The following is a 15819-nucleotide window of genomic DNA, read 5'->3' as shown; positions in this document are numbered from 1 at the left end:
AGACTATTGGTTACACTGATTAAACCTTTACTGGTAAATATAACGATACTATTTTCATTTACGTTTAACGGAAATTTACTTTTTCCCTATCAGACAAAGGCCCCCCTTACCTTTAAGCAAAAATTGATTTACGGCCTGCTTGGCTCATTCGGGGCACTTCTGTGTATGTTTTACCCCATTGAAACACTGGGGGAAACCCATTTTGATTTGCGCATGGTCGCGATCATGATTGTGACACTGTATGTAGGGTGGCTGCCGGGATCCATTGTGATGCTGAGTACCGTCATTGCCCGCTATGTAATAGGCGGCCAGTTTATTTATATTGGAATATTGGTTTCTATTTTATCCTTTGTGATTACATTTTCCTTAAGAAGAGTGTTTCTTAATTCTAAACACCGGTTGATAACAGGTTCATTTATTCTCTTTTTTTATTTTTACTTATATATAGCCATTCTTGCGACAGCCGTCATGTTTCTGGACACTTTTTTTTATCTGACCTATTTCGCGGCGTTTTATCTGACATTTATTGCTCTTGTTTTTATAATCGAGAGTCTTTTCAGAACGAATAAACAGATCAGTGAAATGGTATATATGGATAAGCTTACAATGGTCGGACAGCTGGCAGCTTCGATTGCCCATGAAATTAGAAATCCTTTATCTACTGTGAGGGGCTTCATTCAATATTTGAGCCAGGATACGGCGGATGAGAACTTTAAAAAGTTCTCCCCTCTCATAATTGAAGAACTGGATCGCACAAACAGCATCATTACCAACTATCTTAAAGTTTCAAAACCCGAACAGTTCCAACTGGCTAATGTCCCCCTGCATGAGGTGATTCAGGATTGCGTTCTGCTCATGAGGCCGCTTGCCTCTTATTCAAATGTAGTGATTGAGTACGGGAATAAAGGGCCATTTTATGTGAGGGGTGATGAAGACCACCTAAAACAGGCCCTCATGAATATAATCAAGAATGGAATTGAATCGGTTCAGGAAAAAGGAAAAATCTCAATCATTACTTCAGCAGATTATTTTCATAATACCGTTAAATTGACAATTACGGATAACGGACGGGGCATGACCTCCGAGCAGTTGGAAAATATCGGTTTGCCTTTCTACACAACGAAAACAAAGGGTACAGGCCTGGGGAGCATGGTTACGAACAAAATCATCCGTGAAATGCAGGGAACAATAGAGTATGATAGCGAAATCGGCAAGGGGACGACAGTGAACATCATACTGCCTTTGCTGAAAAATGAATAAGAAAAAGAGTGCCAAAGGATGCACTCTTTTTCTGTATAGACTTTTAGCCAAGCCGGCCCTGAGCTGCTGGCTGGTATTTTCTCATTGGGCCTTTTGCCAGAACATCACGCATATAGAAGTCACCGGCCGGATTTCTTTTTTTCAGCAGTTCTAAGAGGTATGTAATATCATCCATGGCACGGTGTGTCTGGCTGTCTGCTATCCGGTGGGATTGAATAAGCGTCAGCAGCCTGCTGTCTGTAAAGCCGTATTCCTTCCAAGGAACACTTCTCATCGTGCAGTACCATTTTAATTCGTTAATATCTTCAGGATACATCCGGTATAAAAAGCTGCGGTCAAAGGATGCATTATGAGCGAAAACCGAATCAGCGTGAAAGAAGTATTTTTTTATTTTGATATCATCAAAGCTTTTTCCACTGACAGCTTCATAAGGAATCCCATGGACTCTGAATGCACGGCTGTAATTGTTTTTGGCCGATTTGCTGATGGGTTCCCGCAGGAAAGAGGATTTATCTTTTATATCAAGGACCTCCCCTGTGTCGCCACGATATGAAAATAGCTTTAATGCCAGTTCGATGATTTCATCGGAATTTGGTCCTAGCCCCGTTGTCTCCACATCCAGCAGCAATCCCATCTTTTCCTGGTTTTTCATTGCCTGCCTCCTCTATTGATTTTAAATTAAGCATATAATAGAGGAGTGCTGAATGCCAGCGGAACCGCTCTTAGATCTTTTTATCGTTTTTCAAGCGGTCCACATAATCCGCATGATAATTCTGGTGCATGTATTCACGGTTTTTCATGGAATAGAAATATCCTGTTGAAAGAGAAAGAAATGCGAACAGAAAGCCTACCCCAAAGCCGAAGTTGTGGTAGCCCATGACAATGCTGACAACGGTAGTGATCAAGAGCGCTACTAATATATAGAATAAAATGTTTTTGTTTTTCAAGGGTGTGCCTCCTCTTACTTGAAACTAAAAAGCTGTCTTATTATTATACCAAAACCGAAACAAAACGGCCGCTTTATCCGTAAAGAATAACAAGGAGGTTTTTGCCATGATTGGACTTGTCATTACACAGATTTCTGTGATTCTGCTCTTCCTGATTCTGGGATGGGCTGTACGATTCAAAAAAGCTTACTGGCTCATTTCCGGATTCACCTCGCGTCCGGAGATTGAAAAAGAACAATTAATTAACAGCGGTTATCCGCAAAAAACCGGCAGCCTGCTCATTGGCACCGCTATCGGGATGCTGGTGCTGCTGCCTTTATCATTTACCGGATTCAGATTTGCAATGGAAGTGCAGTTCGGCTTTATGATGATTGTTTTGCTTGGGGGATTCATCTGTTTATCGAAATATGAAGTTCCGTCTAAAAGAAAACGAAGTTATATCATCGCTCTCATTCTTTTTATTGTGACACTTGGCCCCCTCATTTACCTGACTGTCTCCAGTCATAAAGGCTATGAAATGGCATTAGCAGAGGATTCATTTGAAATCTCCGGAATTTACGGAGACGAATGGGATTATCGGGATATTCAGTCTGTTAAATTATTGGAGGAGATGCCTGAGGTAACCTGGAAGCAGAATGGAATCGGCCTCCCCACTCTTTCACAGGGGCATTTTAAAGTGACTGGCTATGGCAGCAGCTTATTATTCATACAAAAAGGCCATACGCCGATTCTGTACATTGAACTTAAAGATGAGAAGATCTTTGTGAACAGCAAAGATTCCGCAGAAACTGAAAGCTGGTATAAGGTAATGAAAGAAGTGGCGGATATCAAATGAATCCGCAACGGCTTTTAATTGAATCCATAATTGGGTAATCATAGTAAAAACAGGAGGTGACTCGTTAAGGTGTCATATATATTTTTAATTATTGGATTTTCTCTATTGATTGCAGGGGCAAACTTTTTTGTGAATGGCGCTTCAAAAATTGCGGGGTTCCTAAAGATTTCCCCGCTGCTGGTCGGGCTGACAATCGTTGCATTTGGAACGAGTTCACCTGAAGCCACTGTCAGCATTCTGGCTGCGCTGGATGGAAATGCCGATGTGGCTATAGGAAATGTTGTCGGCAGTAATATCTTTAACATCACGCTGGTGGTCGGTGTGACCGCCATGATTTTCCCTTTAAAAGTCGAAAGTGCAACCATCCGCAAGGAGATTCCCTTTACTTTGCTTGCCACGGCCGCTCTTATGATTTTCATCAGTGATGCATATCTTGACTCTATCGGCAGCAATGTGGTTTCACGCAGTGATGGTCTCGTGCTGCTGCTGATATTTGCTGTATTCATGTACTACTTATTTGAAGTGGCCTGGGAGAACCGAAGCAGCACAGGGTCTTCTCCTGTCAAAACAAGTACTGCCCAATGGACAAAGCAAAGTCTTTTGACGATTGCCGGATTGGCTGCCATTATTTTTGGCGGCGACCTGGTTGTTAAAAGCAGTACGGAAATTGCTTTATCATTGGGGATGAGTGAAACATTGGTCGGCTTAACGATTGTAGCCATCGGGACTTCTCTGCCGGAGCTGGTGACATCTGTCGCCGCAGCCATAAAAAAAGAGAGTGAAATTGCATTAGGAAATATCGTAGGAAGCAATATCTTTAACATCCTTTTTGTCCTTGGGGCATCGGCTGCCATATCCCCACTTCCTGTAGACCCTAAAATGTTCATCGATATTACACTCTTAATTTTGATTACTCTTGTGCTCCTTATCTTTTCTAGAAGCCATTATGCCATTGGAAAGTATGAAGGGGGTTTTCTCGCAGCCTCTTACATTATGTATTTGATTTATATCATAATGCGTAACTAATTACAGTGCCGGTCCTTTTGGGTCGGCGCTTTTTTTAAGCGGACGTTGTTTCTGAAAAATACTGCTGCTTCCCCGGCTTTAAAAGCTGCAAGCAGACATATAGAGAAAGAAGTAAATTCAGGGCTGCTAAAATGACAATGGTATAGCGGAGCGGAAACAGATCACCAAGAACACCGATACCGATGAGCAGGAAAATCTGCGCAATGCTTTGAATGACACCGATCACGCTGGTCATTCTGCCCATGATTTCAACAGGCACATTATTTTGGTAAAAGGTTTGATATCCCGCACTTGAAAAGGCATTAAAAATGCCGAGTACAGTAAATCCAATAACAACCATCATAAAGGAGTCTGCCACTGCATAAATCAGATAACCTGCCGCTGTCAATAGCATGCCAAAGCCCATGAGCTGTTTGATGCTGAGCATTTTTGAAACGATGGTGATAAAGAGAGCTCCCAACGCAAAGGCGATTCCCGTGATGCTTACAAGGAAACTATAAATCGCTTCTGTCAGCCCGACAACATCCTGGATAAAAACAACCTCCTGGGAATCCATTGCGAGCGAGAACAAACCAAATGCCTGGAAGCAACCGTAGACAGAGATGAAAAAAGACTCTAACCTGCCAAACGCAATGACCTTCTTCCAATCATCCTGGATCGTTTCATATGCTGACGTTTTGATTGAAGCCTCCCCCAGATCTTTATCCATGTCCGGCAGCAGCCATATGATGACAGCTGAAAAAACAAAGGAAGCCGCATTTAAAAAGACAGCTGCTTCAATGGTTCCAATCAGAAATAATCCGCCTGCGATGGCCGGTCCCACGATAAAAGCACCTGAAGCAACAAGACTGTTGATAGAGTTGAATCTTTTTCTGCTTTGAATCGGAACCAGCTTGGCTATATACGTGGCGGAAGCCGGCATGAATAGTGCCTTCGCTATACTGATGAGAAAAAGGGCTGCATAAATGAAGCCTATGCTTTCGAGAAATGGTATCAGAGCTACACCCAGGGCTCTGCCCACATCCGTCCAAATCATAATGCTCTTTTTGTTTTTCCGGTCAATCATACCTCCGCTCCATGAATTGGTTATAACGGAAGTAATGGGACCTATAATCCATAATCCTGCCACAGCAGCTGCTGATCCGGTCATGTCATAGACAATCAAATTAATAGCAATCAGGTAAATAAAATCCCCTAATTTGGATATCCCTATTCCCGCCAGCAGCATTGACGCCAATTTCCAGTTAAATTGTTTCATGGATCACCTGCATAATTTTAGAATTTTCCCAATTATTAGTGTAGCACAAAAAAAACCCCGGAGAGTGATCTCCAGAGCCTCAATCATCAGCCAGCTGCTGATTTTTTATGAAAAGGAACTTTTGTGCCAACGCTTCTCAACCCGGCAAAAAACCTTGCAGTGAAGATGATCACAGCCAGAACGATAAAGATTCCGCTAACGGCGCCAACCTGGTCGGACAGCACCCATTGCGGCAGGTGCTCTGCCCATCTTCTTGGTGCACTGATCCCGCCGGCATAAAGGAAAGAGCCTACCAAACCCGTAAAAAACGCAAAATAGAGCGCAATGGTGAATGTATCGATTCCCCTATGCTGCTGATTGCCTTCGGTTTTATTGAAATAATACATAAATCCGATAATCATAGCGACTACTCCCATTCCCATATATGTATGGAAATGTCCAGGAACCCATTTCGTATTATGCATCACATGATTGACAACAATCGTGGCATCAATGATGGCGGGAATGGCTCCTGCCACCCATCCGAACATGGAAAGGAAAAACAGGCTTGAGGCAAAGTCCCACTTCATCCGCGAGCGGTAGACAATCATAAGCGCACCGTAGGCCGTAACAACCATAACGGGCAAGCCGTTAGCATAGGAAAACACCTGCCCGATGATGAGCATCCATTTTGGCACCGCAAAGTCCATCAGCAGATGGTGCGTATAAATCATTAAGGTGAAAAGTGTCGAGCAGTTCCAAGCAATTAGAAAAACTTTATTAGCTTTCCACGGCCGTTTTGTATATTCTGACAGGACCTCATAGACGGCAATAACAGCCATATAGATGGTGCAGTTGGCAAAGATATGGCCAAACGCATAGGTAAGATGCTTGGCAAGCAGCGGATTTATTGTAATGGCCGGATTCATAATATTCACTAATGATGCAGCCAGCACCGTGGCACCTGACAGCAGTGCAGTCGAGTTGGTGATGATAACCATTGCCGTAGCCACGACAGCAGCAGGCGGCCCGTATCCTTTCTTCCCCCTGAAAATGATATCCCACCCGAGCGCCTTTCCGAGGCCTCCATAAACTGCTGTCAGTCTTGCAGCCAGATACATGTACAGAAGCAAAAAGCCAATGCCGAGAATCAGCATGCCTGATAAGAAGAATACTGCCCCTGCTGCCCCGTACATTTTGGCTGACTGGGCAGGAAGCGGATATAAGAACGTCCATCCATCTGAAAAGTCAAAGACGAAAATGGCGATGAGGACCATCGTGACTCCGGTTAAAAAAAGGACAAAGTTTACAATGAGAATGGCAGGGTTAAGCTTCACGTATTTAGACAGGAAGTACCATAGAATAGCCGTTCCTCCCAATGCCGCGATTCCAACCATGCCTGTACCGTGTGCAGTCATGATTTTATAAAACCATTGCGGTGTGATGCTGATCATTTCCCCCTGATTCATCAGCATAATAACCCCAAAGATCATCATAAGAATTAAAACAAGTGCTGTCACAGCCAGGTGCCATATCACTGCTTTCCTGGCTAAAGGGTGAATCGCATCATTCATCAGAGCTTCCCCCTTCCGGCTCAACAACAATTTTTTTGACCATCACATGATGGCCTGTTGAACAATATTCAAGACATAATATTTGATAAGTTCCAGGCACTTCAAACGTATAATAAACGGTATTTGTATATTCAGGCATGGCCTGAGTCTGTGCGACAAGCTCCATTTTTTCATTGTATAAGCCGAAACCGTGGGTAACATCCGAAGCTGTCACATCAAATTGAACTGTGTCCCCAACTTCGAACCTTTCCTCGCTCATCTCCCACGCATATTGGATTCCGGTTACCTTCACTACCTTCGTTTCACTAAACCCTTCCGCTTCTGCCTGATTCCGGTCATACGGCAGCCTGCCAAGCGTCATAATTGTGGCAAAAGCCATTATTGCAATAAGTCCGAGAAAATAGAATTTCCTTATTTTATATCCTTTTTCCTGAATGGCACTATATTCACCGCTGCGCTTGGATTCACCGTAAACAAACGCAAAAGCCAGCGCCAGCAGGAAAACAAAGAAAACAGTCGCATACATGGCGATAAGCTGATACATTTCTACCCCTCCCATAAAATATTCAACAATTCCCCAAACCCTATTTTATGGAAGCTTAAAAATTAATTCGGTGATATATGTCCTATTCGACGAATTTTTTTGAAATTTTCCCACAAAAAAATGCCCTGGATTATCAGGACATTTTCTTCTCTATCGTGTACATCATCCAAAAACCTATATCTTCAAATCCGATGCGTTTATAGATCGCGCCTGCTGCCGGGTTATCATAAAACAGGCACAGCTCTTTATTTTCCGAAAGAAGCTGGCGGCAGAGCTTGACCATGCACTGAGTAGCATATCCCTTCTTTTTGAATTCACTGTCTGTTGCTACACCTACAACCATGGCTGAAAGGGAATTTTCAGCTGTCGTTGAAGCAGTGCTGACCATCTTACCATCCTCTTTGATAAAAAAGGAACGGGATGAGCCATCCTTTAACACCCTGCTTTTTCGTTCAACGGTAATGGCGGAATCGCTGAATTCTGGAATGCTGTTCAGAAGCTCAACAAGCTGTTCTGCATCTTCAGGAACAGCCTTGCACACTGCTGATACTTCAACCCCTTCTGCATTTAACTTTGTGCATTTTGCATAATAGGTTTCCCGCTTTCTTTTTATGCGGTGTGATACATAAGGTTCAATTTTCGCCGTAACAGCTTTCAGGCCGGACATCATTCCAAAGTTCGGGTCCTCAAGCATTATCTCCGCAAATCCCTTGGCGTCAAAGTCTCCTGCTGCATATGGAATGAAATTTTCTTCATATTTTAATAAAACAGCCTTTAATTTTCCGTCTTCTCCAAAGTTCCCCCACACCTTTTGAAAATCCTGTACATAGCCGTATGCTTCAATATCTCCAAGAATGAACAGATTCTCAGCCGGCTGCTGTTTTAAAAGGCTGAAGCACATTTCATGATCTTGTTCAGTTAGTTGTCTGATCATATTCAATTAATCTCCTTCCAATCAAATTGGCTGATACAGGCGCGAGATTCAGGTCCCTTGCCCAGACTGACAGCTGTCCGATATGATGAATTTCATGGGCAATCACATGGTTTAAGATGTCACCCTTTTTATATTGCTTTTCCATCCATGGAGGTGTAACAAACTCATTGTATGGAACTGGCCATTCCTCCTGAAAAAAGTGTTCTAATCCCCTTCGGTATTCCTCAGAAAGTGCCATTACTTTATCCAATTCAGCATAGTCGGAAAACAGGGGATCTTTCACTTCCTTGCCCTGTATCACACAAATCCAGCTGTATTCTACATCTGCGATATGAAAAAGGGTTTCCAGTATGCCTCCAACTCCTCCAGTCCGGCTGGCTTTCAGCTCTTCGGCTGAGAGCTGACGGCACCATTCAAACCACTCATCACGCACTTGCCAGTTATAGCGGAATAATGTCAGCAAATCCACTTACCTCCTTGTCCAGATACCTATGAATTTCGTCAGCATATGGGAATTTCCTGCAAATTTATGTTTCAGCCGCATAATTACTGGCTATATATTTAATCCTAAAGGAAGCAGCATGAGAAGAAAGGGGATTGCATGTGAAGAAAAGCTTAATGGTTTTCTATATATCGGTCGGCATTTTATTATTGCTTGTTTTATTCGGTGTTTTTGTCCCGGATTCACTGGAGAGTGTGACAGCAAATGTACAGACCTTCATCACCGATAAATTCGGGTGGTATTATTTGATTCTTGTTTCGTTTATTGTCATTGTTTGTTTATATTTTTTAATCAGCCCTTTAGGAAGAATCAAGCTTGGGAAGCAGGATGATAAACCGGAATTTACCCGCCCTACCTGGTTTGCGATGCTGTTCAGCGCTGGGATGGGAATCGGGCTGGTTTTCTGGGGTTCAGCAGAACCGATTTATCACTATGCAGTGGGGTCTCCTACCGGCGGAGCAGTAGGGACGGACGAGGCGATTAAGAATGCGATGAGATATACGTACTTCCATTGGGGGATACATGCCTGGGCCATATATGGAATTGTCGCACTTGTGCTGGCTTATTTTAATTTCCGCCATGGGGAACCTGGTTTAATCAGTGCCACTTTAAAACCCATATTGGGAGACCGTACACAGGGGGTGACAGGAAAAGTCATTGATATTCTATCAGTAGTAGCAACTGTTATCGGTGTGGCCACGACACTTGGGTTTGGAGCTGTGCAGATTAACGGAGGATTGTCATATCTATATGGCCTTCCTGTTAATTTCACCGTACAGTTTGTGATTGTCGCTATTGTTACAGTCCTGTTTATTATTTCGGCCATGTCCGGTCTTGGAAAAGGCATTAAAATTTTGAGTAATGCCAATATGATTCTTGCGGGTGCTCTATTTATTCTGACGTTCTTTCTTGGACCGTCATTATTCATTCTGAATCTGTTCACCAATACGCTTGGAAGCTATCTTCAATATTTGCCGGGCATGAGCCTCAGGATTGCCCCTCTGAATCCGGAGGTCAGGGAATGGATTAATGGCTGGACAATTTTTTACTGGGCCTGGTGGATTGCCTGGGCGCCGTTCGTTGGCATTTTCATTGCCCGTGTTTCCAAAGGAAGAACCATCCGGGAATTTGTCTTTGGGGTCCTGCTTATTCCGTCGCTAATTGGATTTATCTGGTTTGCCACATTTGGGGGAACCGCCATTATGCAAGAGCACCAAGGCACAGCGAAAATCTCGGAATTGGCTACTGAAGAGGCACTATTTGGCGTATTCTCCAACCTTCCAATGGGTACAGTCCTCTCGATCATCGCCATTTTGCTCATTTGCACGTTCTTTATTACTTCTGCCGACTCCGGCACCTATGTCCTGGGAATGATGACGACTAATGGTTCACACCATCCCGGCAACAAGATTAAATTTGTGTGGGGAATATTGCTTGCTGCCATTTCATTGGTCCTGCTCTATTCCGGCGGGCTTCAAGCTCTGCAGAATACGATGATTGCAGCAGCTCTTCCCTTTTCCGTTATTATGGCTTTAATGACCTTCAGTCTAATCAAGGCTCTGCAGAAAGAAGCGAAGGAGCTTGGTATTGGGAAGATCCCGAAGAAGAAGGTGTAGATGAAGAAACCTGCAGATTTTTTGATGGTTATTTTACCGGAATCCAGATCTCTGAATAATAATCCGGACTGGACGCATCACCTGCTGTATAGACCTCCAGTTCAGGTGCATCAGCATGTTCATAGCCGCTTGATGGAAACCATTCCGAAAAGATTTTTTTCCAGGTGTTTTGCATGGCATGCGGCATGGCGCCATGTACTTCAAACACCGCCCATTTGGAGGCCGGGACTTCCAGGCACTCGAAGCTGTCAGGCTCATCACCTTTGAAGCTTGCGGCAATCCAGTAATCCCTGCTGTCAGGCTTCTGGCTGCGGTTATCCACACACACACCTAGAATTCCTTTGATATCCCCATTATTCAGCTTGAATAGCTTACCGGAGGTGCCGTTACTGTTTACTTCATCCCACAATTTCGGGATGCCGGCCAAATTTTCTTCATTGACCAAAGAGAACTCCTTTTTGATGCCCGCTACTTGAAAAGCTTCTTTTTCGACAATTGCATATTGCATTTGTTCCGCCCCTTTCAGACTCACCTGGATCACCAGGCGGTTATATGATTTCAGCTTTCCGGAAAAATTTCTGGCTTCCGTCGGTATCATGCCATGCTGTCTGCGGAAAGCCTTTGTAAATGCTTCGGGAGTGTCATAGCCATATTTATAAGCGAGGTCAATCACTTTGAGGTCTGTACAAACCAGGTCCTGTGCGGCGAGCGTTAATCTTCTGCCCCGGATATATTCTCCCGCCGGCATATCTGTCAGAATGGCAAACGTGCGCTGAAAATGAAATACGGAGGAGTTCGCTGCCTCCGCAGCTCTCTGGACTGAAAAATCCTCATCCAGCAAATGCTCCTCTATATAATCAATAGCCTTCTGCAGCGATTCAATCCATGACATTACTGATCACTCCCTTATGTATATCCTATCTTTATCTCTTTTTGGCTGCCTGTCATTTTTTGCTTTGTTTTGGCAGGCAGATATTAAAGAATTCTTATTATAGGCGGAGAATCCTGCTTATTGGGGAATCTTTGATTCGGATGCTGGCGGGCCGGGGCAGAATCAGGAAAATACCGGCCGAAATGAGGGATATACAGGCCTATTTGTGGTTTCGCCGGCCAAGGTGGGGCATTTACAGGCCATAATTAAAGATTTATCGGCCAAACAATTTTCCGTTTATCGGTCACTTCATCAGCTTTATCGGTCATTATTTTAATTTATCGGTTTCTTTTCAATTTTATCGGTCAGTTTCTGCATTATTTCGGTCACTTTTGAAATTTAACGGTCAGTCCTTATTCTATCAAGGAATCAGAAAAAAACCAGCCGCCCGATAACGGGCAGCTGGCATTGATTTTATATGGCACGGCCCCAATGACGGTGCATTGCAATGCTATTAATTAAATTCTCACTGGAGGAAGCATCGCCGCTTTTGATTTCGACGATTCCCATATCGGAAAGAGTTTGGGATTGCCCCAGCAGGTTTAAAGCTTCTGCAGGCAGCAGTTCGGCTCCTTCACCGCCAAACGCAATGGTTTTAAAATGCTTGTAGGCTTCGCTGACGAATTCCTTTGCCTGCGGCATCATTTTCAGAGCTTTGGCACTTTCTTTTCCCCCTGCCACATAGATGGCATCATACATAACGGAGTGTGAAGTCAGGAATGTTTTCATAACTTCCAGTTCTCCGCCGTCTCCTTTGATCATACCCAGGTTTTTGCTGACAATTTCAGGCATAATCCCGGCACTTTTCAAAGCTTCCATTACGCTATTGACTTCAGTATAGCTGAAGCCATTATCAGCAAGAATGGCGACTTTTCGGGTCTTAGGTGATTTGGCTGTGTTCATTTGGCTTAATGCTGGTGAAGAATGCGTCACTTTGGATTCATTCGCAGCATCCGGCACTTTTGCGCCAACTCCGAGGGCAATTTGCTCAGCCAGGAAGCTATCTACGTTGCTGAACATGTCTACAACCTGCTGCTTCACATCTTTGTTCTGAACCTTTCCGACTTCAAAGCGGAACGCCTCGATCATATGCTGTTTTTCCACTTCAGACATGCTGTTCCAGAACAATTTCGCCTGGCTGTAATGGTCTTTGAAGCTGTCGCTGCGCTGGCGCACTTTGCGCCCTTCGATCTTTTCCTGATAGTGAACATAGCCGCCCTCTTCTGCTGTGGCAGGGCTTGGATCATTATTCTGCATCGAGTTTTTATGATAAGCAACCGGCCCTTTGTTGATCGTCATGCGATGATAGCCGTCATACTGATTATTGTGGAATGGACATACAGGACGGTTGATCGGGATTTCATGGAAGTTTGGACCGCCTAGGCGGATCAGCTGTGTGTCTGTATAGGAAAACAGGCGGCCCTGCAGTAATGGGTCATTTGAAAAATCAATGCCAGGTACGACATGGCCCGGGTGGAAGGCAACCTGCTCTGTTTCAGCAAATACATTATCCTGATTACGGTTGAGGGTCATTTTCCCGATGATCTTAACCGGGACCATTTCCTCCGGCCAGAGCTTTGTTGCATCCAAGATATCAAAATCAAAGGAAAATTCATCTTCCTCCTCAATCATTTGAACGCCGAGCTCAAATTCAGGGTAGTCCCCCATTTCGATGGCTTCCCAAAGATCACGGCGGTGGAAATCCGGATCCTTTCCGGCGAGCTTTTGGGCTTCGTCAAAAACCAGGGAATGCGTGCCCAGAACAGGCTTCCAGTGAAATTTCACAAAACGCGCCTTCCCCTGCTCGTTCACAAATCGGAACGTGTGAACACCAAAGCCCTCCATCATGCGGAAACTGCGCGGAATGGCACGGTCTGACATCGTCCACATGATCATATGGGCTGTTTCCGTATTGTTGGCTGCAAAATCCCAGAACGTATCATGGGCCGTTGAAGCCTGCGGCATTTCGTTATGCGGCTCCGGCTTGAATGAATGAACGAGATCCGGGAATTTGATGGCATCCTGGATGAAAAACACCGGAATATTATTTCCTACTAAATCATAATTGCCTTCTTCCGTGTAAAACTTGGTGGCAAAGCCGCGGGCATCACGTACAGAGTCTGCCGAGCCGCGGGAGCCGGCAACTGTCGAGAAACGCACAAAGACCGGGGTCTTGACAGATGGGTCCTGCAGAAACTTGGCCCTAGTGTATTCTGCCATGGATTCATACACCTGGAAATAGCCATGTGCGCCAAACCCGCGGGCATGAACAACCCGTTCAGGGATGCGCTCATGGTCAAAGTGCGTCATTTTTTCCCGAAAGTGAAAGTCCTCCATCAGCGTCGGTCCGCGGGTACCTGCTTTCAGTGAATGCTCATCCTCCGAAACCTTTACCCCCTGGTTCGTTGTCAGCTTCTTGCCTGTGTTATCCATGCGAAACTCCTCAAGCTGCTTGTCTTTGCTGTGCTCATTTACGCTTTTATTTTGCGGATCTTGTTTCAAATGTCCTTCCTCCTTTTATAAAGAAGCAATTGCTTCGGGGTTACGATGTTATCTATGTATCTATAAGTTGAAATACCCCAGAATGAAGGCGGTAAACGGCAAAATAAAAGAAAGCAGCAGAAAACTGCTTTCTCTCAGGCTTGTGGGCTAATCTCAGTTTTAGGCTGATCCGCGTCTCTCAGCAGCTGGATAAAGGTTCTTTTTTGCAAATGATACAGGATTAGCACCAGAATACTGCCGCCGGATGCAGCCATCAGGATCCAGACAGGCAATTTTTCGAGTAAAAATCCAAAAAAGATAAAGCCCAGTGGTGTCATGGCACTTGCTCCTGTTTCAAGGAGTGACATGACCCTGCCCCGATAGGCATCAGGCGTGCCTTTTTGCAGCAGAACCATTACTGGAATGTTGATTACCATGATAACTGAAGATAGCAGCAGGACCAGACCTATTAAAAAAGGAAACATGATGCTGTTTGAAATGCCCATTAGGCCAGGAAAATTCGGGAGGCCAAGCAGAGCAATGATAAGGGACATGGCCATTACGCCCCCAAAAATGGTCACTTCTTTTCTCTTTACCTCGGGACGGGCAGATAGAACGACCGACATGATCAGCATCCCGACGGAAAAGGCTCCTTCAATGATGCCCAGCTGGAGTGAACTCATTTCCCGCACAGTCAGAACCAGATAAGGCATGGCAACGGGAAAAACCGCAAACCAAAAGTTCAGCCAGATGCTAATGATAATGAGATTTTTTATAAACGGCTGATTTTTCACATATGAAATACCCATTTTCAGATCGTAGATCATTCCATTTTCTTCTGGTCTTTCTTTTTTTTCTGCAAATAGATTGTATTGAATAAGTAAACTGGTGATGCCGGAGACTGTGAAGGCGATGATGTTAATAAGCATGAAGACTGATAGATGAAAGATGCCAAAGAAGACGCCCCCAAGAACGGGTCCCAAGATGGAGGATGATGAAGCTGCGGCCTGATTGAGTGACATTGCTTTTTGCAGAGTATCAGGACCGACCATGTTGTAAATTGCTGAAGTGACTGCAGCTGAATAAAAAGTATTCAAAATGCTTAAAACGGCTGTGGCTGTGTAAAGGAGCCAGATTTCCTGTGTGACCAAAAGGTACAGAAGAAAAATGGCAATAAGCCAGACGGCACAGGCGAAATCGGAAATAATGATGATTTTTTTGCGGTCCCATCTGTCACTGAGTGCGCCCGCAACAGGAGAAAGCAGGATTCTTGGCAGTGCACTAAGAATGAGGGTTATGGCAAAATTCAGGCTGGACCCTGTTTCTGAAAGGATATATAAGCCAATGGCAAATCCGTAAATGGAGGAACCGAGCACCGCTGTCAATTTCCCTGCCAGAAACAGTGTTATATTTCTTTTAATCTGTGCTTCCATCTATTCTTCCTCCTCGGAATCAAGCAATTTGAAGCTGCAGGAAACCTCATAAGAATTGCGCTTTAGAGCTCCCTTTACGCTCTTTTCCATGTATTTAACCATCAAATCATAAAAATCGTCCTGAAATCCCTTTAATTCTTCTTCTGTGAGGGAGATGTTTATTCCCATGGTGCTGCAGCTTTCTCCTTTCTCCTGTCCGCTTTCTTTCAAGTTGAATTGGGTCGCTTTTGAACGGTAATACTTTTCGATAATTCCCCTGTTTTCTTTCGTCTCCTCAATCTCGAGTATTCCGCCTTTATAAAGCTGCTGAATATGATAATGAATGCTTCCAGCAGACTTCCCAAGCTCTTCGGCAACCTGTTTGGCTGTCATGGGACTTTTAGCGAGAAGATATATAATTTTAATCCTTAACGGGCTGGATATCAGCTTCTGCTGTTCAAGATTGATCTCCATCGTTTTCTTGATTAAATCCAAGATGGTTCACCCTTTCTAATTCATA

15 protein-coding genes are annotated in these 15819 nt (G+C 44.2%); 4 read left to right on the top strand and 11 right to left on the bottom strand.

Annotation, left to right across the window (positions count from 1 at the left end):
* Positions 1-6 precede the first annotated feature (6 nt).
* Positions 7-1260: an ATP-binding protein gene (locus CE058_RS02290; RefSeq protein ID WP_048010562.1), complete on the top strand. Its 1254-nt coding sequence runs from the start codon at positions 7-9 to the stop codon at positions 1258-1260.
* A 43-nt stretch (positions 1261-1303) separates the two neighbouring features.
* Here CE058_RS02290 and CE058_RS02285 read toward each other — a convergent pair whose 3' ends face one another.
* Both CE058_RS02285 and CE058_RS02280 read right to left on the bottom strand, forming a co-directional pair.
* A complete protein-coding gene (locus CE058_RS02285; RefSeq protein ID WP_048010561.1) occupies positions 1304-1912 on the bottom strand; it encodes an exonuclease domain-containing protein in 609 nt (202 codons plus the stop codon).
* A gap of 70 nt (positions 1913-1982) precedes the next feature.
* A complete protein-coding gene (locus CE058_RS02280) occupies positions 1983-2207 on the bottom strand; it encodes a hypothetical protein (protein ID WP_048010560.1) in 225 nt (74 codons plus the stop codon).
* A gap of 106 nt (positions 2208-2313) precedes the next feature.
* Here CE058_RS02280 and CE058_RS02275 point away from each other — a divergent pair, with 106 nt between their 5' ends.
* Positions 2314-3042: a DUF3784 domain-containing protein gene (locus tag CE058_RS02275; RefSeq protein WP_163140041.1), complete on the top strand. Its 729-nt coding sequence runs from the start codon at positions 2314-2316 to the stop codon at positions 3040-3042.
* A 69-nt stretch (positions 3043-3111) separates the two neighbouring features.
* Positions 3112-4068, top strand: coding sequence for a calcium/sodium antiporter (locus CE058_RS02270; RefSeq protein WP_163140039.1), 957 nt, complete (start codon positions 3112-3114; stop codon positions 4066-4068).
* A gap of 34 nt (positions 4069-4102) precedes the next feature.
* On the opposite strand, the gene CE058_RS02265 is transcribed toward CE058_RS02270, so the two are convergent.
* The 5 genes from CE058_RS02265 to CE058_RS02245 form a co-directional block, all read right to left on the bottom strand.
* Positions 4103-5326, bottom strand: coding sequence for an MFS transporter (locus tag CE058_RS02265; protein WP_163140037.1), 1224 nt, complete (start codon positions 5324-5326; stop codon positions 4103-4105).
* 86 nt (positions 5327-5412) lie between these two features.
* Positions 5413-6879: a cbb3-type cytochrome c oxidase subunit I gene (locus CE058_RS02260; protein ID WP_163140035.1), complete on the bottom strand. Its 1467-nt coding sequence runs from the start codon at positions 6877-6879 to the stop codon at positions 5413-5415.
* Complete coding sequence (locus CE058_RS02255; protein ID WP_163140033.1) at positions 6872-7423, bottom strand: cupredoxin domain-containing protein; 552 nt, start codon at positions 7421-7423, stop codon at positions 6872-6874. The genes CE058_RS02260 and CE058_RS02255 overlap by 8 nt, the downstream gene beginning before the upstream one ends.
* A 133-nt stretch (positions 7424-7556) precedes the next feature.
* Entirely contained in the window at positions 7557-8357 is an 801-nt protein-coding gene (locus tag CE058_RS02250; RefSeq protein ID WP_163140031.1) for a GNAT family N-acetyltransferase, read from the bottom strand.
* Complete coding sequence (locus CE058_RS02245) at positions 8338-8820, bottom strand: DinB family protein (RefSeq protein WP_163140029.1); 483 nt, start codon at positions 8818-8820, stop codon at positions 8338-8340. The genes CE058_RS02250 and CE058_RS02245 overlap by 20 nt, the downstream gene beginning before the upstream one ends.
* Positions 8821-8960: 140 nt before the next feature.
* On the opposite strand from CE058_RS02245, the gene CE058_RS02240 reads away from it, so the two are divergent.
* Positions 8961-10475, top strand: a complete 1515-nt coding sequence (locus CE058_RS02240; RefSeq protein WP_163140027.1) for a glycine betaine uptake BCCT transporter — start codon at positions 8961-8963, stop codon at positions 10473-10475.
* Between the two features lie 28 nt (positions 10476-10503).
* On the opposite strand, the gene CE058_RS02235 is transcribed toward CE058_RS02240, so the two are convergent.
* From CE058_RS02235 to CE058_RS02220, 4 genes are all read right to left on the bottom strand, one after another.
* Entirely contained in the window at positions 10504-11367 is an 864-nt protein-coding gene (locus tag CE058_RS02235; protein WP_163140025.1) for an AraC family transcriptional regulator, read from the bottom strand.
* Between the two features lie 453 nt (positions 11368-11820).
* Positions 11821-13908, bottom strand: coding sequence for a catalase (locus CE058_RS02230; RefSeq protein ID WP_163140023.1), 2088 nt, complete (start codon positions 13906-13908; stop codon positions 11821-11823).
* A 134-nt stretch (positions 13909-14042) separates the two neighbouring features.
* Positions 14043-15320 carry an MFS transporter gene (locus tag CE058_RS02225; RefSeq protein WP_163140021.1) on the bottom strand — a complete coding sequence of 426 codons (1278 nt, stop codon included), beginning with the start codon at positions 15318-15320 and terminating at the stop codon, positions 14043-14045.
* Positions 15321-15794 carry an ArsR/SmtB family transcription factor gene (locus tag CE058_RS02220; RefSeq protein ID WP_242069088.1) on the bottom strand — a complete coding sequence of 158 codons (474 nt, stop codon included), beginning with the start codon at positions 15792-15794 and terminating at the stop codon, positions 15321-15323.
* Positions 15795-15819 lie beyond the last annotated feature (25 nt).

The organism is Bacillus sp. 22-7 (assembly GCF_010628845.1).
GTDB lineage: Bacteria > Bacillota > Bacilli > Bacillales > Cytobacillaceae > Cytobacillus > Cytobacillus firmus_B.
The sequence above is the reverse complement of the archived record's forward strand: the minus strand, read 5'-3'. Positions and strand labels throughout refer to the sequence as shown.

Coding starts and splice junctions, on each gene's coding strand:
- CE058_RS02285 (WP_048010561.1), bottom strand. CDS start 1,912: ATGAAAAACCAGGAAAAGATGGGATTGCTGCTGGATGTGGAGACAACG.
- CE058_RS02275 (WP_163140041.1), top strand. CDS start 2,314: ATGATTGGACTTGTCATTACACAGATTTCTGTGATTCTGCTCTTCCTG.
- CE058_RS02265 (WP_163140037.1), bottom strand. CDS start 5,326: ATGAAACAATTTAACTGGAAATTGGCGTCAATGCTGCTGGCGGGAATA.
- CE058_RS02260 (WP_163140035.1), bottom strand. CDS start 6,879: ATGAATGATGCGATTCACCCTTTAGCCAGGAAAGCAGTGATATGGCAC.
- CE058_RS02255 (WP_163140033.1), bottom strand. CDS start 7,423: ATGTATCAGCTTATCGCCATGTATGCGACTGTTTTCTTTGTTTTCCTG.
- CE058_RS02250 (WP_163140031.1), bottom strand. CDS start 8,357: ATGATCAGACAACTAACTGAACAAGATCATGAAATGTGCTTCAGCCTT.
- CE058_RS02235 (WP_163140025.1), bottom strand. CDS start 11,367: ATGTCATGGATTGAATCGCTGCAGAAGGCTATTGATTATATAGAGGAG.
- CE058_RS02225 (WP_163140021.1), bottom strand. CDS start 15,320: ATGGAAGCACAGATTAAAAGAAATATAACACTGTTTCTGGCAGGGAAA.